The 18,488-nt window shown below is 46.6% G+C and carries 15 protein-coding genes; all 15 read left to right on the top strand.

The genetic code is table 11. The features are described from left to right. The first annotated feature begins 3 nt into the window (after positions 1–3). The 15 genes from rseP to G9F75_RS08745 all read left to right on the top strand — a co-directional run bounded on the left by rseP (position 4) and on the right by G9F75_RS08745 (position 18,482). Positions 4–1,272, top strand: a complete 1,269-nt coding sequence (gene rseP / locus G9F75_RS08815; protein WP_095060061.1) for an RIP metalloprotease RseP — start codon at positions 4–6, stop codon at positions 1,270–1,272. A gap of 31 nt (positions 1,273–1,303) precedes the next feature. After that, complete coding sequence (proS, locus tag G9F75_RS08810; protein WP_014417785.1) at positions 1,304–2,998, top strand: proline--tRNA ligase; 1,695 nt, start codon at positions 1,304–1,306, stop codon at positions 2,996–2,998. A 111-nt stretch (positions 2,999–3,109) separates the two neighbouring features. Next, on the top strand, positions 3,110–7,423 hold the full coding sequence (locus G9F75_RS08805) for a PolC-type DNA polymerase III (RefSeq protein ID WP_029973458.1): 4,314 nt from the start codon (positions 3,110–3,112) through the stop codon (positions 7,421–7,423). Positions 7,424–7,662: 239 nt separating this feature from the next. Continuing rightward, positions 7,663–8,133, top strand: coding sequence for a ribosome maturation factor RimP (gene rimP / locus G9F75_RS08800; protein ID WP_007409801.1), 471 nt, complete (start codon positions 7,663–7,665; stop codon positions 8,131–8,133). 39 nt (positions 8,134–8,172) lie between these two features. Then, positions 8,173–9,294, top strand: a complete 1,122-nt coding sequence (gene nusA, locus G9F75_RS08795; RefSeq protein ID WP_003154195.1) for a transcription termination factor NusA — start codon at positions 8,173–8,175, stop codon at positions 9,292–9,294. 13 nt (positions 9,295–9,307) lie between these two features. Beyond that, positions 9,308–9,583, top strand: coding sequence for a glucose-induced regulator RulR (gene rulR / locus G9F75_RS08790; RefSeq protein ID WP_003154193.1), 276 nt, complete (start codon positions 9,308–9,310; stop codon positions 9,581–9,583). A gap of 1 nt (position 9,584) precedes the next feature. Then, the gene (locus tag G9F75_RS08785) at positions 9,585–9,887 is read left to right on the top strand and encodes a YlxQ family RNA-binding protein (RefSeq protein WP_003154192.1); all 303 of its coding nucleotides are present in this window, start codon (positions 9,585–9,587) and stop codon (positions 9,885–9,887) included. Positions 9,888–9,906: 19 nt separating this feature from the next. Next, the gene (infB, locus tag G9F75_RS08780) at positions 9,907–12,057 is read left to right on the top strand and encodes a translation initiation factor IF-2 (protein ID WP_015417484.1); all 2,151 of its coding nucleotides are present in this window, start codon (positions 9,907–9,909) and stop codon (positions 12,055–12,057) included. After that, positions 12,054–12,332, top strand: coding sequence for a DUF503 domain-containing protein (locus G9F75_RS08775; RefSeq protein WP_003154188.1), 279 nt, complete (start codon positions 12,054–12,056; stop codon positions 12,330–12,332). Before infB ends, G9F75_RS08775 begins: the two co-directional genes overlap by 4 nt. A 16-nt stretch (positions 12,333–12,348) precedes the next feature. After that, positions 12,349–12,702, top strand: a complete 354-nt coding sequence (gene rbfA / locus G9F75_RS08770) for a 30S ribosome-binding factor RbfA (RefSeq protein ID WP_003154185.1) — start codon at positions 12,349–12,351, stop codon at positions 12,700–12,702. 84 nt (positions 12,703–12,786) lie between these two features. Beyond that, positions 12,787–13,716, top strand: coding sequence for a tRNA pseudouridine(55) synthase TruB (gene truB, locus G9F75_RS08765; protein ID WP_007611464.1), 930 nt, complete (start codon positions 12,787–12,789; stop codon positions 13,714–13,716). Between the two features lie 19 nt (positions 13,717–13,735). Beyond that, positions 13,736–14,677: a bifunctional riboflavin kinase/FAD synthetase gene (gene ribF / locus G9F75_RS08760; protein ID WP_021493677.1), complete on the top strand. Its 942-nt coding sequence runs from the start codon at positions 13,736–13,738 to the stop codon at positions 14,675–14,677. 165 nt (positions 14,678–14,842) lie between these two features. Next, positions 14,843–15,112: a 30S ribosomal protein S15 gene (rpsO, locus tag G9F75_RS08755; protein WP_003154182.1), complete on the top strand. Its 270-nt coding sequence runs from the start codon at positions 14,843–14,845 to the stop codon at positions 15,110–15,112. A gap of 174 nt (positions 15,113–15,286) precedes the next feature. Continuing rightward, positions 15,287–17,410 (top strand): polyribonucleotide nucleotidyltransferase, encoded by a 2,124-nt coding sequence (pnp, locus tag G9F75_RS08750; RefSeq protein ID WP_007611468.1) that lies wholly within the window; start codon positions 15,287–15,289, stop codon positions 17,408–17,410. Between the two features lie 112 nt (positions 17,411–17,522). Continuing rightward, positions 17,523–18,482 (top strand): polysaccharide deacetylase family protein, encoded by a 960-nt coding sequence (locus G9F75_RS08745; protein WP_061862199.1) that lies wholly within the window; start codon positions 17,523–17,525, stop codon positions 18,480–18,482. The last annotated feature ends 6 nt before the right edge of the window (positions 18,483–18,488 follow it).

Here is an 18,488-nt window from a genome sequence, read left to right as displayed (position 1 = left end):
GGTATGTTCGTGAATACAGTTATCGCGTTTATTATTATTTTCGGAACGCTCGTTTTTTTCCATGAGCTCGGGCATTTATTGCTCGCCCAAAGAGCGGGAATCCTTTGCCGTGAATTTGCGATCGGCTTCGGCCCTAAAATCTTTTCATTTAAAAAGAATGAAACCGTGTATACGATCAGACTCCTTCCGGTCGGCGGGTTCGTCCGCATGGCCGGTGAAGACCCGGAGATGATCGAAGTCAAACCCGGTTATACCGTCGGGCTTCTTTTTAATAAAGATGACGAAGTGGAAAAAGTCATCATTAATCAAAAGGAAAAATATCCTGACGCTTTAATTATCGAGGTGGAGACGGCTGATCTTGAGCACGAAATGAAGATTACCGGGTACGAGCAGGGGAAAGAAGATGAACTGGCGGGCTTTACTGTCAGTCAGACCTCTTTTTTTATCGTAGACGGAGAAGAAGTGCAGATTGCGCCTTACAATCGACAATTCGGGTCTAAACCCGTATGGAAGCGGATTAAGGCGATTGCTGCCGGTCCGATAATGAACTTCATCTTAGCGTATGTCATTCTCGTCATGCTTGGATTCATTCAAGGCGTGCCTTCAAATCAGCCTGAGCTCGGGAAGCTGACAGACAATGGACGCGCAGCGGCTGCCGGTTTAAAAGAAGGCGACTATATCCAGAGCATTAACGGTGAAAAAATGAGGTCATGGACCGACATCGTGACAGCGGTAAAAGAAAATCCCGGAAAAAAAATCGATGTCGCCGTCAAACGGGACGGCAAATCGTTTCATATCTCGGTTACACCTGAAGCTGTAAAAGATGAAAATAAAAAAACAATCGGCCGCTTCGGCTCTTATGCGCCGACTGAAAAAGGCGCGCTTGCAGCGATCGCCTACGGCGCGACATCTACCGTTGATGTCACAAAAGCGATCCTGACCAATCTGGGCAAAATTGTGACAGGCCAGTTTAAGCTTGATATGCTTTCGGGTCCTGTCGGCATTTATGATATGACGGATCAAGTTGCAAAAACCGGTATTATCAACCTATTCCAGTTTGCGGCGTTTTTAAGCATCAACCTGGGAATCGTCAACCTGCTGCCGATACCGGCGCTTGACGGCGGGCGGCTGCTGTTTTTATTCATTGAAGCAATCCGCGGCAAGCCGATAAACCGTGACAAGGAAGCATTTGTCGTATTTATCGGCGTAGCTTTCTTAATGCTTCTTATGCTGGTTGTCACATGGAACGATATCCAGCGTTTATTCTTATAATTGACTAGTAAAAAATCAGAGGTGCGAAGACATGAGACAAAGTTTGACGCTTATTCCGACCCTGAGAGAAGTGCCGGCTGATGCTGAAGCAAAAAGCCATAAGCTTCTGCTGAGAGCGGGATTTATCAGACAAAATACGAGCGGGGTTTACAGCTACATGCCCCTGGCTTACAGGGTCATTCAAAACATTCAGAAGATCGTGCGTGAAGAAATGGAAAAAATCAACGCGGTGGAAATGCTGATGCCGGCCCTTCAGCAGGCTGAAACATGGCAGGAATCAGGCAGATGGTATACGTACGGGCCTGAATTAATGCGTCTGAAAGACCGCCACGGCCGTGAATTTGCTTTAGGCGCGACACATGAAGAAGTCATTACTTCTCTCGTGCGCGATGAGGTGAAATCTTATAAGCGTCTGCCGCTCACTCTTTACCAGATCCAGTCTAAATTCAGAGATGAAAAACGCCCGCGTTTCGGGTTACTGCGCGGACGCGAATTCATCATGAAAGATGCGTATTCTTTCCATGCTTCTGAAGAAAGTCTGGAGGAAACATACCAAAACATGTACGGCGCATACAGCAGCATTTTCGCACGCTGTGAATTAAACGTCCGTCCCGTTATTGCCGACTCGGGCGCGATGGGCGGAAAAGATACGCATGAATTTATGGCTCTTTCTGAAATAGGGGAAGATACCATCGCTTATTCCGATGGATCCTCTTACGCAGCCAATACAGAAATGGCGGAAGTTGTCATGAACAGCGAGCCGTCAGATGAAACACCCGAGACATTGGAGAAAATTGATACGCCGAATGTCAAAAGCATTGAAGAGCTCGCTTCGTTCTTGCAGATCGAGCCGAGCGCCTGCATCAAATCAATGCTGTTTAAAGCTGATGACCGATTTGTTCTCGTGTTAGTAAGAGGCGATCATGAGGTCAATGACGTGAAAGTGAAAAACCTTCTGAACGCGGAAGTGGTTGAGCTTGCGTCTCATGAAGAAGTAGCGGAGAAACTTGGCACGGAGCCGGGATTTGCGGGGCCGATCGGCGCTGCCGGCGACATTGAGATTTATGCCGACCAAGCCGTGAAAGTAATGGTAAACGCTGTTAGCGGCGCGAATGAAAAAGACCGTCATTACCGAAACGTAAACATCGAACGTGACGCGTCAGTAAAAGCGTATGCCGATCTTCGAATCATTCAGGAAGGCGATCCGTCACCTGACGGAAAAGGCACGATCCGTTTCGCTGAAGGGATTGAGGTCGGACAAGTCTTTAAACTCGGCACGCGTTACTCTGAAGCGATGAATGCGACATACCTTGATGAAAACGGGCGTGCGCAGCCGATGCTGATGGGATGTTACGGAATCGGCGTGTCCAGAACGCTTTCAGCCATCGCTGAACAGCATCACGACGAAAAAGGCTTGATCTGGCCGAAAAGCGTTGCTCCGTATGATCTTCATATTTTGGCGCTGAATATGAAAAACGAAGCGCAAAAAGAGCTTGCTGAACAGCTTTACGGCAAATTCCAGGCGGAAGGTTATGAGGTATTATACGATGACCGCGCTGAACGCGCAGGCGTGAAGTTTGCTGATTCTGATCTGATCGGCCTTCCGATCCGCATCACTGTCGGAAAACGTGCCGACGAAGGCATCGTAGAAGTGAAAATCCGCAAAACCGGTGAATCTGCCGAAGTTTCAGTGGATGAGCTTTCTGAATTTATCAAGACGAAGTAATCACCATAACGAATCACACAAAATCATGTTAAAATAGAGAAAAAAGAAGGTACCTCATCACCTGCGGAGGTACCTTCACTTATGATGTTTTAAGGGAGGGATACTGTCTGAATGGAACAGTTATCAGTAAACAGAAGACAGTTTCAGATTCTTCTGCAGCAGCTTAATATGACAGATGATACCTTCATGACATACTTTGAAGACGGAGAGATTGATAAACTGACAATCCATAAAGCAGAAAAAGCCTGGCATTTCCAATTTCGCTTTAAGGCTCTTTTGCCGTATCAAATATATGACTCATTCATGATGAGGTTAACACAATCGTTTGCTCACATCGCCCGTGTCACATCGTCTGTTCAGGTCATTGACCCCACAGTGACAGAGGAGCTTGTACAGGATTATTGGACACGCTGTATTGAAGAGCTTGAAGGAACCTCGCCGCCGATGGTGGCTCTTTTGAATCAGCAGAAGCCGAAGCTCAAGGGAAACAAGCTGATCGTGAAAACAAAAACAGATACAGAAGCATCTGCGCTCAAAAATAAATACAGCGCACTGATTCAGCACAGCTATCGCCAATTCGGCTTTCCGGAACTGCAGCTGGATACCGAAATTTTCGTATCTGACCAAGAAGTCCAGAAATTCCGCGAGCAAAAGCTTGCTGAAGATCAGGAGCGGGCGATGCAGGCGCTTATCGAGATGGAGAAGAAGGAAAAAGAGGGCGATGAGGATCAGGCACCGTCCGGACCGCTTGTCATCGGCTATCAAATTAAAGAGAACGAAGAAATCCGGACGCTTGACAGCATCATGGATGAAGAAAGAAGAATTACGGTGCAGGGGTTTGTGTTTGATGCTGAAACACGCGAGCTGAAAAGCGGACGCACGCTCTGCATTTTCAAAATCACGGACTATACAAACAGCATTTTAGTAAAAATGTTCGCCAGAGAAAAAGAAGACGCCGCTTTGATGAAAACGCTGAAAAAAGGCATGTGGGTGAAGGCGCGGGGAAGCATTCAAAACGATACATTCGTCAGAGACCTCGTCATGATTGCAAATGACGTGAATGAAATAAAAGCCAAAACCCGTGAAGACTCCGCTCCTGAAGGCGAAAAACGGGTTGAGCTTCATCTGCATTCTCCGATGAGCCAAATGGATGCTGTAACGGGCATCGGAAAGCTTGTCGAACAGGCGAAAAAATGGGGACATGAAGCGATTGCGTTAACTGATCATGCCGTTGTGCAGTCTTTCCCGGATGCCTATTCCGCCGCGAAAAAACACGGCATTAAAATGATTTACGGAATGGAAGCCAATATCGTAGATGACGGTGTTCCGATCGCATACAATCCAGCTCACCGTCTCCTGGAAGAAGACACATACGTCGTCTTTGACGTTGAAACGACAGGTCTGTCCGCAGTGTATGACACCATCATTGAGCTTGCCGCAGTCAAAATAAGAGGCGGAGAAATCATCGATAAATTCGAAGCGTTCGCCAATCCGCACCATCCGCTGTCAGCAACGACGATAGAGCTTACCGGGATTACGGACGACATGGTCCGCGACGCTCCCGATGTCGTTGACGTCGTCCGGGATTTTAAAGAATGGATCGGCGATGACGTGCTTGTGGCTCATAACGCCAGCTTTGATATGGGATTTTTAAATGTGGCGTACAAGCGTCTTTTGAAAACGGAAAAAGCGAAAAATCCGGTCATTGATACGCTGGAACTCGCGCGTTTCCTGTATCCTGAGTTTAAAAATCACCGCTTAAATACGTTATGTAAGAAGTTTGATATCGAATTAACCCAGCATCACCGAGCGGTCTTTGACGCTGAAGCAACGGGCTACCTGCTGTTGAAAATGCTCAAAGATGCCGCTGAAAAAGACATTTTTTATCATGATCAGCTGAATGAGAATATGGGACAATCCAATGCTTATCAAAGATCAAGGCCTTATCACGCTACATTGCTTGCCGTAAATGAGACCGGCCTTAAAAATCTGTTTAAGCTCGTGTCCATTTCTCATATTCAATATTTCTACAGAGTGCCGCGCATTCCGAGGTCGCAGCTTAATAAATACAGAGAAGGTCTGTTAATCGGCTCTGCCTGTGACAGGGGAGAGGTCTTTGAAGGCATGATGCAAAAATCTCCTGAAGAGGTTGAAGATATCGCATCCTTCTATGACTATCTTGAAGTGCAGCCGCCCGAAGTATACAGACACCTTCTGCAGCTTGAGCTCGTCCGGGACGAAAAAGCGCTGAAAGAAATCATCACCAACATTACGAAGCTCGGAGAAAAATTGAATAAGCCGGTCGTGGCTACGGGAAATGTCCACTATTTAAACGATGAGGATAAAATTTACCGGAAGATCTTAATATCTTCCCAAGGCGGCGCCAACCCGTTAAACAGACACGAACTGCCTAAAGTGCACTTCAGAACGACAGATGAAATGCTGGAGGCTTTCTCCTTCCTCGGTGCGGAAAAAGCGAAAGAAATCGTGGTTGACAATACGCAGAAAGTCGCTTCGATGATCGATGAGATCAAACCGATCAAAGACGATCTGTACACGCCGAAAATTGACGGGGCTGATGAAGAAATCCGTGAAATGAGCTATCAGCGCGCCAGAAGCATTTACGGTGAAGAGCTTCCCGAAATTGTGGAAGCGAGAATAGAAAAAGAATTAAAAAGTATCATCGGTCATGGATTCGCCGTTATTTATCTCATCTCTCATAAGCTTGTAAAACGGTCTCTGGATGACGGTTATCTCGTCGGCTCCCGGGGATCCGTCGGTTCATCGCTTGTGGCGACCTTAACGGAAATCACTGAAGTGAACCCGCTCGCTCCGCACTATGTGTGCCCGAGCTGCCGATATTCCGAATTCTTTAATGACGGATCAGTCGGTTCCGGTTTTGACCTTCCGGATAAAACCTGCCCGTCTTGCGGCACGCCTTTGAAAAAGGACGGACATGATATCCCGTTTGAAACGTTCTTAGGCTTTAAAGGTGACAAAGTACCCGATATCGACTTGAACTTCTCAGGTGAGTATCAGCCGCATGCCCATAACTACACGAAAGTATTGTTCGGTGAAGATAACGTGTATCGCGCGGGAACGATCGGCACCGTCGCGGAAAAGACGGCTTACGGATATGTGAAAGGCTATGCGGGCGATCACAACCTACACATGCGCGGTGCGGAGATCGACCGTCTGGTGCAAGGCTGCACCGGCGTTAAGAGAACGACCGGCCAGCACCCGGGGGGGATTATCGTTGTCCCGGATTACATGGATATTTACGATTTTTCACCGATACAATTCCCGGCAGATGCGACGGGGTCTGAATGGAAAACGACTCATTTTGACTTCCACTCCATTCATGACAACCTGCTGAAGCTTGATATATTGGGGCACGATGATCCGACAGTCATCCGGATGCTTCAGGATTTAAGCGGAATTGATCCGAAGACGATTCCGACAGATGATCCGGAAGTGATGAAGATTTTCCAAGGTACAGAATCGCTAGGCGTCACTGAAGAGCAGATCGGCTGTAAAACGGGGACGCTCGGCATTCCTGAATTCGGGACGCGATTTGTGCGGCAGATGCTTGAGGATACGAAGCCGACGACGTTCTCCGAGCTTGTCCAGATTTCCGGGCTTTCCCACGGAACGGACGTATGGCTCGGCAATGCGCAGGAACTGATACACAACAATACGTGTGAACTGAGCGAAGTGATCGGCTGCCGTGATGACATTATGGTTTACTTGATCTATCAGGGCCTTGAGCCTTCACTGGCCTTTAAAATCATGGAATTCGTCCGTAAAGGCAAAGGCCTGACGCCGGAATGGGAAGAAGAAATGAAAAAGAACAACGTGCCGAACTGGTATATTGATTCATGCAAAAAAATCAAATACATGTTCCCGAAAGCCCACGCCGCCGCATACGTGCTGATGGCGGTGCGGATTGCATACTTTAAAGTGCATCACGCGCTTTTATATTATGCTGCGTATTTTACCGTCCGCGCAGATGACTTTGACATTGATACAATGATTAAAGGCTCGACCGCTATCAGAGCGGTGATGGATGATATCAGCTCTAAAGGGCTTGATGCTTCGCCGAAGGAGAAAAACCTCCTTACCGTATTAGAGCTTGCGCTTGAAATGTGTGAGCGCGGCTATTCCTTCCAGAAGGTCGATCTATACCGTTCGAGCGCTTCGGAATTTATCATTGACGGCAACAGTCTCATCCCGCCGTTCAACTCAATTCCGGGACTCGGAACCAACGCCGCTCTCAATATTGTGAAAGCGCGGGAAGAAGGGGAGTTCCTTTCAAAAGAGGATCTTCAAAAACGCGGAAAAGTGTCAAAAACCATTTTAGAGTATTTAGACCGTCACGGCTGTCTTGAGTCGCTTCCGGACCAAAACCAGCTGTCTCTGTTTTAAGCTTTGTGCACAGCCGCCGAGCGGAGTTTGATTTGCATTAAATATATGGTTATGGTATAGTTTTATTGGAAATGCTAACGATTACCGAGGCAAAGAGTGGGGAAACCCGCTCTTTTGTATTGAACAGGCAATTTTGCCTCGACATGTCCATCGTTTTCTCAATGCCCCTGCTCTTTTGAAGCAGGGTTTTTATGCAGAGGAACGGCTGATATGATATCGACAGCACAAGGAGGAAAAACATGAGCAAAAAAGTGACTGATACCGTTCAAGAAATGGCTCAGCCCATACTGGATGACCTTCAGCTTGAACTCGTAGACATTGAATTTGTCAAAGAGGGTCAAAACTGGTTCCTTCGCGTGTTTATTGATTCCGAGAACGGTGTTGATATTGAGGAGTGCGCCAAAGTCAGCGAAGCGTTAAGCGAAAAGCTGGATGAGGCCGATCCGATCACCCAGAACTACTTTCTTGAAGTATCTTCTCCTGGAGCCGAGCGTCCATTAAAGAAAAAAGCCGACTTCGAAAAATCACTGGGCAAAAATGTGTACATGAAAACGTACGAACCGATTGACGGTTTAAAAGTGTTTGAAGGCAAATTGGCTGAATTTGATGGACAAACTGTTACAATAGAGATGACGGTCAAAACAAGAAAGAAACGGGTCAATATTCCGTATGAAAAAATAGCTAACGCAAGATTAGCTGTAACATTTTAATGAATGAAGTATTAGTGTTTAAGGGGGGAGACCGCTAACATGAGCAGTGAACTATTAGATGCTCTCACTATTCTTGAAAAAGAAAAAGGCATCAGTAAAGACATTATCATCGAAGCAATTGAAGCTGCCTTAATTTCCGCGTATAAGCGAAATTTTAACCAGGCGCAAAACGTACGGGTCGATCTGAACCGTGAGACGGGCACGATCCGCGTGTTCGCAAGAAAGGATGTCGTAGACGAGGTATACGATTCAAGACTTGAAATCTCGCTTGACGACGCCCAACACATCCATCCGAACTACCTTGTCGGAGATGTCGTTGAAATAGAAGTAACGCCGAAAGACTTCGGCCGCATTGCTGCGCAGACGGCGAAACAAGTGGTGACGCAGCGTGTCCGTGAAGCTGAGCGCGGCGTGATTTACTCAGAATTTATCGATCGTGAAGAAGACATTATGACGGGAATTGTACAGCGCTTAGACAGCAAGTTTATTTACGTGTCTCTCGGCAAGATTGAAGCGCTGCTGCCCGTCAATGAACAAATGCCGAATGAGAGCTATAAACCGCACGATCGGATTAAAGTATTTATCACAAAAGTCGAAAAAACGACAAAAGGGCCGCAGATCTATGTATCAAGAACGCATCCTGGTCTGTTGAAGCGTCTTTTTGAAATCGAAGTGCCGGAAATTTATGACGGAACGGTCGAACTGAAATCCGTTGCCAGAGAAGCGGGCGACCGCTCTAAAATTTCCGTCCGCACTGATGATCCTGACGTTGATCCGGTCGGTTCATGCGTCGGTCCCAAAGGCCAGCGCGTGCAGGCGATCGTCAATGAACTGAAAGGCGAAAAAATTGATATCGTTAACTGGTCTGATGATCCGGTTGAATTTGTTGCCAATGCGCTCAGCCCGTCTAAAGTGCTGGATGTCATCGTCAGCGAAGAAGAAAAAGCCACGACTGTCATCGTTCCTGATTACCAGCTTTCTCTGGCAATCGGAAAAAGAGGGCAAAACGCCCGCTTAGCTGCGAAACTGACAGGCTGGAAAATCGATATCAAAAGTGAAACGGATGCAAGAGACCTTGGCATCTATCCGAGAGAGCATGAAGAAGATGACGATTTAGAGCCGCTCTTTATGGAGCCTGAAACAGCCGAATCGGATGAATAAGAGGTGACTTTAGGTGAATAAGCGAAAAAAAATTCCTCTGCGCAAATGCGTGGTAACGGGGGAAATGAAGCCTAAAAAGGAACTGATCCGAATTGTCCGTTCTAAAGAAGGAGAGATTTCAGTCGATCCGACCGGAAAGAAGAACGGGCGGGGTGCCTATATCACCCTTGAGAAAGAATGCATCTTAGCTGCGAAAAAGAAAAACACATTGCAAAATCAATTTCAATCACAAATCGATGACCAGATTTTCGAAGAATTGCTGGAACTGGCGGAAAAGGTGAAAAAATAACATGTCTGGAATGGAATGGTTTCCCTTGCTGGGTCTGGCCAATCGAGCTCGTAAGGTCGTGTCGGGCGAGGACTTGGTTATAAAAGAAATTAGAAATGCGCGTGCAAAACTTGTTCTGCTGACAGAAGATGCATCTGCGAATACTGCAAAAAAAGTATCCGATAAATGCAATTATTATAAAGTGCCTTATAAAAAAGTCGAAAGCCGCGCGGATCTCGGCCGCTCTATCGGCAAGGAATCACGTGTCGTTGTCGCCGTCACTGACCAAGGTTTTGCGAATAAGCTGATCAGCTTGCTCGATTAATATTTTTGGGGGTGAACGAATGGCTAAAATGAGAGTTTACGAATATGCAAAAGCCATCAATGTTTCAAGCAAGGAAATTTTGACTGCGCTGAAAAACATGGATATAGTAGTAAATAACCATATGGCAATGCTTGAAGAAAAGACCATTAAGCAGCTTGATGCGAAATTTAAAAAAGGCGGCGCCGGCGTTACATCTCAGAAGCCTGCGGAAACGAACAAAAACAAGCCGCAAGGGATTAATCAGCAGCCTGCTGGGAATCAACCAAACAAAATTCGAGACGGAAAGAAGAATGACGTGCAGAATAATCAATTTAACAAAAACAAGAAGAATAACAACAACAACAAAAACAAAAACAAACGCAATCATAACAACAAAAATCAGTATCAGCAAAAACCGCTGAAGCCGAAAAAAGAGCTTCCTGAGAAAATTACGTTTTCCGGCTCTTTAACAGTCGGAGCTTTAGCCGAGGAACTGGGCAAAGAGCCGTCTGAACTCATTAAAAAACTGATGCTTCTGGGCGTAATGGCTACCATTAACCAGGAGCTTGACAAAGACACAATCGAACTGATCGCATCTGAATACGGTGTAGAAACAGAAGAAGTGATTGTGCTTGAAGAAACTGAGCTTGAAAAATATGAAGAGGCTGACAAAGAAGAAGATCTTCAAATCCGTCCGCCTGTCGTGACGATCATGGGCCACGTTGACCACGGGAAAACGACCCTTCTTGACAGCATCAGAAAAACAAAAGTTGTTGAAGGAGAAGCCGGCGGAATCACCCAGCATATCGGGGCTTACCAGATCGAAGAAAACGGCAAAAAAATCACGTTCTTAGATACTCCGGGACACGCGGCGTTTACAACAATGCGGGCGCGCGGTGCGGAAGTAACTGATATTACCATTTTAGTCGTAGCGGCCGATGACGGCGTTATGCCGCAGACAGTCGAAGCCATCAACCATGCGAAAGCGGCTGAGGTTCCGATTATCGTTGCCGTGAATAAAGTGGATAAAGAAAGCGCGAACCCTGACCGTGTCATGCAGGAGCTGACTGAATACGGACTCGTTCCTGAAGCATGGGGAGGAGAAACGATTTTCGTTCCTCTGTCCGCTCTTACAGGCAAGGGAATTGACGAGCTTGTCGAAATGATTCTGCTTGTCAGTGAAGTGGAAGAGCTGAAAGCCAATCCGAACCGTCAGGCAAAAGGAACGGTTATTGAAGCTGAGCTCGATAAAGGAAGAGGATCTGTCGCGACACTTCTCGTTCAAACGGGAACATTGAATGTCGGAGATCCGATCGTTGTCGGAAATACATTCGGCCGCGTGCGGGCCATGGTTAATGATCTCGGCCGCCGCGTGAAAACAGCCGGACCGTCCACACCTGTAGAAATCACGGGCTTAAACGACGTACCGCAGGCTGGCGATCAATTCCTCGTCTTTAAAGACGAAAAAACAGCCCGTTCTGTCGGTGAAGCACGCGCTTCCAAGCAACTGGAAGAACAGCGCAGCGACAAAGCGAAGCTGAGCCTCGATGATCTGTTTGAACAAATTAAACAAGGCGATGTCAAAGACATCAACTTAATCGTAAAAGCTGACGTTCAAGGTTCAGCCGAAGCGTTAACAGCCGCTCTTCAAAAAATTGAAGTAGAAGGCGTAAAAGTGAAAATCATTCACACAGGCGTCGGTGCGATTACGGAATCAGACATCATTCTCGCATCTGCTTCAAATGCAATCGTTATCGGGTTTAATGTGCGCCCAGACGGAAATGCTAAGAGCACGGCTGAAGCTGAAAATGTAGATATCCGTCTTCACCGTATCATTTACAAAGTCATCGAAGAAATTGAAGCGGCGATGAAAGGAATGCTTGATCCTGAATACGAAGAAAAAGTCATCGGCCAGGTTGAAGTGCGCCAAACATTCAAAGTGTCGAAAATCGGCACGATTGCCGGCGGATATGTAACAGACGGCCACATTACACGTGACAGCGGACTCCGCCTGATCCGTGACGGCGTGGTCATCTTCGAAGGGGAAGTAGACGTTCTGAAACGCTTCAAAGATGATGTGAAAGAAGTTTCACAAGGATATGAATGTGGTATTACAATTAAGAAATACAATGACATTCGCGAAGGCGACATCCTTGAAGCGTATGTCATGCAGGAAATCGAAAGAAAGTGATCGGATTTGCGGAATGTGAATGCATCATTTATGATGCGGGATCATTAAAGGAGAAACGAGCCGTTCTGAAGCGGATTATAACGAGGGTTCAGAATAAGTTCAACGTGTCGGCCGCAGAAATCGGCTATCAGGACACTTGGCAGCGGACCAGCTTCGGAATCGCCGTCGTCTCCTCCTCTCACGTTCAGGCGGAAAAGGAGATCCAGCGCGTACTCGCGTTTATTGACTCCTTTCCCGAAATAGAACGGACGATCACTAGAACAGAGTGGTTTTAACTTAGAGGTGATTGAATTGAGTATGAGAGCAAACCGTGTCGGCGAGCAGATGAAAAAAGAGCTCGGGGATATTATCAGCCGAAAGCTGAAAGACCCGAGAATCGGATTTCTCACTGTAACAGACGTACGTGTTTCAGGTGATTTACAAATAGCGAAGGTGTATATCTCCGTTCTCGGCGGAGAGAAAAAGAAAGAGGAGGCGCTGAAAGGGCTTGAGAAAGCGAAAGGATTTATCCGTTCCGAAATCGGCAGCCGAATCAGACTCCGAAAAACGCCTGAGCTTGAATTTGAATTTGATGAATCAATTGAGTACGGCAACCGTATCGAAACATTGATTCACGAACTGCATTCAGATAAACCGTCTGAATAACAAGGAAAGAGGATGGGCGAGTGTCGTCTGTCCTCTTTTCTGCGTTTTACGGGATACAATTGATAACAAAGGAGCGAAAGACAGATGGTTAACGGAGTTCTCCTTTTACATAAACCGGTCGGCATGACTTCTCACGACTGTGTAATGAAAATAAGAAAACTGTTAAAAACAAAGAAAGTCGGACATACGGGAACGCTTGATCCGGAAGTGTCAGGCGTACTGCCGATCTGTGTCGGACGGGCCACAAAGATTGTTGAGTACGTCACCGACAAGTCAAAAACGTACGATGCTGAGATTACTCTCGGCTTCTCCACATCGACCGAAGACCAGACTGGAGAAACGGTCAGCGTAAAACCTGTCAAGGAGCCGCTGAAAGAAGCGGATATCAAAGCCGTTTTAGACGAACTGAAGGGACCGCAGGAGCAAGTGCCGCCGATGTATTCCGCTGTAAAGGTCAACGGAAAAAAGCTCTATGAATACGCCAGGGCGGGTATTGAAGTGGAGCGGCCGAAGCGGAATATCACGATTGAAGATATCGCGCTCACTTCCCCTGTCACTTATAACGAAGACACAGCATCATTCCGCTTTACAGTCACGTGCTCAAAGGGCACTTACGTCAGAACATTGGCGGTGACAATCGGTGAAAAACTCGGCTATCCCGCGCATATGTCGCATCTCATCCGCACCGCTTCCGGCGATTTCAGCCTTGATGAGTGTTTCACGTTTGAGGAACTTGAACAGCAGGTTTCAGACGGAACGGTTGCAGAGCATGCCGTGCCGATTGAAAGAGCGCTCAATCATTTGCCGAAATGGGTCATAAGTGATACATTAGCTAAGAAAGCTGAAAACGGGTCAGTGTTTGACATCCCGGCGGAATTTTCTGCAATGACAGCTGACGCCCGTATAGCGGTCTGTACTGAAGACGGAGAATGTGTGGCCATTTATATGCCGCATCCTTCAAAAAAAGGACTGCTGAAACCGGCTAAAGTGCTCATGCAAAAAAGCGAACAATAAGAAAAAAGGTGACCGTTCTGTGAAGACGATACATATTTCTCATCCGCATCATTTACAAAAAGAAGAGCAGCCGGCGTCTGTCATGGCGCTCGGCTACTTTGACGGCGTTCATTTGGGACACCGGAAAGTAATCGGAACAGCCAGACAAATTGCCGAAGAAAAAGGCCTGTCGCTGGCCGTTATGACGTTTCATCCTCACCCTTCCCATGTGTTGGGCAGGGACAAAGAGCCAAAGGATCTGATTACGCCGCTTGAAGATAAAATCAGCCAGATCGGACGTTTAGGCGCTGATGTGCTGTATGTCGTAAAGTTTGATGAAGCGTTTGCGTCTCTTTCTCCAAAACAGTTTGCCGAGGAGTATATTTTAGGGTTAAACGCGCGGCACGCTGTGGGAGGCTTCGATTTTACGTACGGAAAATACGGAAAAGGTACGATGGAGACGCTGCCGGACGATTTAAACGGCAAGGCCGGATGCACGACTGTCGAGAAACAGACCGAGCAGGACAGAAAGATCAGCTCTACTTATATCCGGTCAGCGCTGCAGGATGGTGACGTTGAACTGGCGCACACTCTTCTCGGCCAGCCGTATTTTATCCGGGGCACTGTGATTCACGGAGACAAAAGAGGCCGCACCATCGGTTTTCCGACCGCGAATGTCGGCCTGCACAACAGTTATATCGTGCCGCCGACAGGCGTGTATGCAGTGAAAGCCGAAATAAAAAGCGAGGTGTATGAAGGCGTCTGCAACATCGGCTACAAACCGACCTTTTATGAAAAGCGTCCCGATCAGCCGTCAATTGAAGTACATTTGTTTAATTTTCAACAGGATGTATACGGAGAAGACGTTAAAATCGAGTGGTACAAACGAATCCGAAGCGAACGGAAGTTTAACGGCATCGATGAACTGACGGCTCAGATCGGGAAAGACAAACAAGAAGCGATCCGTTTTTTCAGCAAATAACGGAAAAAACATCAAAAGTACACAAATTTTCTTCTAAAAGATTTGCATATGGGCGCGATTTTTAGTATCATATGTTTCGTAGTCTTAAAACCATTGCTTGGCAATCCGAAGTCACCGACGGTTGCTAGGTAACTGGGGCTAATTATGATATGGAGGTGAAACAGGATGGCAATTACTCAAGAGCGTAAAAATCAACTCATCAGCGAGTTCAAAACACACGAATCTGATACTGGATCTCCAGAAGTTCAGATCGCTATCCTAACAGACTCAATTAACAACTTGAACGAGCATTTGCGTACTCACAAGAAAGATCACCACTCACGTCGCGGTCTTCTTAAAATGGTAGGTAAACGTCGTAATCTTCTTACGTATCTGCGTAATAAAGACGTAACTCGTTACCGTGAGTTAATTAACAAACTAGGCTTACGTCGATAATCGTAAAAAGCGGGAGGATTCCCGCTTTTTTATCGTATTAAAGCGAAAAAAATAATGATAAAAAAACAATGAAATCCTTTTACATACTACTTTGACATTGATATGTTCAATTCATTTCGTTCATAATAGGAGTAATTGATTATTTCACACATTAAGAGAGGAGCTCGTAATCGAATGGGACAAGAGAAACATGTCTTTACCATAGATTGGGCCGGCAGACAGCTTACAGTAGAAGCCGGCCAGCTTGCCAAACAGGCAAACGGCGCTGTCATGGTCCGCTACGGCGATACTGCAGTGCTCAGCACAGCAACCGCATCAAAAGAACCGAAACCGCTAGATTTTTTCCCGCTTACCGTTAACTATGAAGAAAGATTATACGCAGTAGGTAAAATTCCGGGCGGTTTTATTAAAAGAGAAGGCCGTCCAAGTGAAAAGGCCGTTTTAGCCAGCCGTCTGATCGACCGTCCGATCCGCCCGCTTTTCGCAGACGGATTCCGTAACGAAGTACAGGTCATCAGCATTGTCATGAGTGTTGATCAGGACTGCTCATCTGAAATGGCTGCAATGTTCGGTTCATCACTCGCTCTTTGCGTTTCCGATATCCCGTTTGAAGGCCCGATCGCGGGTGTGACGGTAGGCCGCATTGACGGGAAATTCGTCATCAATCCGACGGTTGACCAGCTTGAAAAAAGTGATATCAACCTCATCGTTGCAGGCACAAAAGACGCCATCAACATGGTGGAAGCCGGAGCGGATGAAGTTCCTGAAGAAATCATGCTTGAGGCGATTATGTTCGGTCACGAAGAAATTAAGCGCCTGATCGCATTCCAAGAAGAAATCGTCGCAGCAGTCGGCAAAGAGAAAACGGAAATCGAACTGTATGAAATTGACGAAGAGCTCAGCGAAAAAGTAAAAAGCCTTGCGGAGCCGGATCTTCTCAGCGCCATTCAGGTTCACGAAAAACATGCTCGCGAAGACGCGATCAATGAAGTGAAAAATGCAGTTGTCGCGAAATTCGAAGAAGAAGAGCATGATGAAGACACGATTAAAAAAGTGAAACAGACACTGTCTAAACTCGTAAAAAACGAAGTGCGCCGTTTGATCACAGAAGAAAAAGTCCGTCCGGACGGCCGCGGCGTTGATCAGATCCGCCCGCTTTCTTCAGAAGTCGGCCTTCTGCCGAGAACGCATGGCTCCGGGCTGTTTACGAGAGGACAGACGCAGGCGCTCAGCGTTTGTACATTAGGCGCCCTTGGGGACGTTCAGATTCTTGACGGTTTAGGCGTGGAAGAATCAAAACGTTTTATGCATCATTATAACTTCCCGCAGTTCAGCGTAGGGGAGACAGGCCCGATGCGCGGACCGGGACGCCGTGAGATCGGTCACGGTGCTCTTGGAGAGCGTGCGCTTGAGCCGGTCATCCCGAATGAAAAAGACTTCCCGTATACGGTCCGCCTCGTATCCGAAGTGCTTGAATCAAACGGTTCCACTTCACAGGCCAGCATTTGCGCAAGTACGCTTGCCATGATGGACGCAGGTGTTCCGATTAAAGCCCCTGTTGCGGGTATCGCGATGGGACTTGTGAAATCAGGCGAGTACTATACGGTATTAACGGATATTCAAGGGATGGAAGACGCCCTCGGTGACATGGACTTTAAAGTAGCCGGCACGGAAAAAGGCGTGACAGCGCTGCAAATGGACATTAAAATTGAAGGCCTTTCAAGAGAAATTCTTGAAGAAGCGCTTCAGCAGGCGAAAAAAGGAAGAATGGAAATCTTGAACAGCATGCTCAGCACGCTTGGTGAATCAAGAAAAGAACTTTCTCAATATGCGCCGAAAATTTTAACGATGAACATTAATCCGGATAAAATCCGTGACGTTATCGGACCGAGCGGTAAACAAATCAACAAAATCATTGAAGATACCGGTGTTAAAATTGACATTGAACAAGACGGCACCATCTTTATTTCTTCTACTGATGAAAGCAGCAACCAAAAAGCGAAAAAAATCATCGAAGATCTAGTCAGAGAAGTCGAAGTCGGCCAGCTTTACCTCGGTAAAGTCAAACGGATTGAGAAATTCGGCGCTTTCGTTGAAATCTTCAGCGGAAAAGACGGTCTCGTTCACATCTCTGAACTAGCGCTCGAACGGGTCGGCAAGGTTGAGGATGTTGTGAAAATCGGTGACGAAATCCTTGTGAAGGTAACTGAAATTGACAAGCAGGGACGAGTGAATCTGTCGCGTAAAGCAGTGCTGCGCGAAGAGAAAGAAAAAGAACAGGAACAACAACAATCTTAAATGAAAACCTAACAAGGAGCCTGGGAGACCCGGCTTCTTTATTTTGAGAAAGACAACAGACGGGTTCTACCTTGTCCTCCTCATACATAATGTGTGATGAGGGGGGAAGGACATGTTGAAAAAATTCGTGCCGTTTGCCGTTTTTTTATTTCTTTTTTTTGTTTCGTTTGAAATGTTAAAAAATCCGTATACAGTTGATTACATAGACGCAATGAAAAAAGACGCTGTAACAGTGTCAGAATCAAAAGATCCGCTCTATGAAGAATTACTGCAAAAAGCGTCAGAGTATGAAGTAAAGCCGCAAGACGCGCGGATTGATAAAATATGGAAGAGTATACCAGGATATAACGGTTTAAAAGTCAATGTGGAAAAATCCTATAAGCAAATGAAAAAGGACGGAGAATTTCACGAAGACGACCTTGTCTATGAGCAGGTGAAACCGAAAGTCCATCTTGATTCTCTCGCGCCCGAACCCATTTATAAAGGAAATCCCGACAAACCGATGGTCGCTTTCCTGATAAATGTCGCCTGGGGAAATGAATACGTGGAGCAAATGCTGCCTATTCTGAAGCAGCACCAGGTCAAAGCAACTTTCTTTCTTGAAGGGAAATGGCTGAAAAACAATCAGGAACTTGGGAAAAAAATAGCGGCAGACGGACATGAAATCGGAAATCATTCATACAATCACCCTGATATGAGCAAACTGACTTCAGGAAGCATTTCCGAACAGCTTGACAAAACCAATGCACAAATCAGCGAGACGCTCGGCATGAAGCCGAAATGGTTTGCGCCGCCAAGCGGCAGCTTCAGAAAAGCCGTGGTCGACCTTGCGGCGGAAAAAGGAATGGGCACCATCATGTGGACCGTTGACACCATTGACTGGCAAAAACCGTCTCCGGCTGTTTTACAAACAAGGGTGTTGAGCAAAATACATAACGGAGCCATGATTTTAATGCATCCGACTGATCCGACTGCGAAAAGCCTGGATACACTGATTGCAAAAATCAAAGAAAAAGGCTACGCGCTCGGCTCAGTGTCTGACTTAATGGATGAAAACAGGCTGATGAAGTAGCAGGCG

The sequence above is a fragment of the Bacillus sp. EKM208B genome (assembly GCF_011800725.1).
Classification (GTDB): domain Bacteria; phylum Bacillota; class Bacilli; order Bacillales; family Bacillaceae; genus Bacillus; species Bacillus velezensis.
The sequence above is the reverse complement of the archived record's forward strand: the minus strand, read 5'-3'. Positions and strand labels throughout refer to the sequence as shown.

What these genes read in the sequence shown, in the direction of transcription:
- G9F75_RS08745 (WP_061862199.1), top strand. Translation starts at nt 17,523, where the DNA reads ATGTTGAAAAAATTCGTGCCGTTTGCCGTTTTTTTATTTCTTTTTTTT.
- G9F75_RS08805 (WP_029973458.1), top strand. Translation starts at nt 3,110, where the DNA reads ATGGAACAGTTATCAGTAAACAGAAGACAGTTTCAGATTCTTCTGCAG.
- G9F75_RS08785 (WP_003154192.1), top strand. Translation starts at nt 9,585, where the DNA reads ATGTCTGGAATGGAATGGTTTCCCTTGCTGGGTCTGGCCAATCGAGCT.
- truB (WP_007611464.1), top strand. Translation starts at nt 12,787, where the DNA reads ATGGTTAACGGAGTTCTCCTTTTACATAAACCGGTCGGCATGACTTCT.
- infB (WP_015417484.1), top strand. Translation starts at nt 9,907, where the DNA reads ATGGCTAAAATGAGAGTTTACGAATATGCAAAAGCCATCAATGTTTCA.
- rimP (WP_007409801.1), top strand. Translation starts at nt 7,663, where the DNA reads ATGAGCAAAAAAGTGACTGATACCGTTCAAGAAATGGCTCAGCCCATA.
- pnp (WP_007611468.1), top strand. Translation starts at nt 15,287, where the DNA reads ATGGGACAAGAGAAACATGTCTTTACCATAGATTGGGCCGGCAGACAG.
- rseP (WP_095060061.1), top strand. Translation starts at nt 4, where the DNA reads ATGTTCGTGAATACAGTTATCGCGTTTATTATTATTTTCGGAACGCTC.
- nusA (WP_003154195.1), top strand. Translation starts at nt 8,173, where the DNA reads ATGAGCAGTGAACTATTAGATGCTCTCACTATTCTTGAAAAAGAAAAA.
- rpsO (WP_003154182.1), top strand. Translation starts at nt 14,843, where the DNA reads ATGGCAATTACTCAAGAGCGTAAAAATCAACTCATCAGCGAGTTCAAA.
- proS (WP_014417785.1), top strand. Translation starts at nt 1,304, where the DNA reads ATGAGACAAAGTTTGACGCTTATTCCGACCCTGAGAGAAGTGCCGGCT.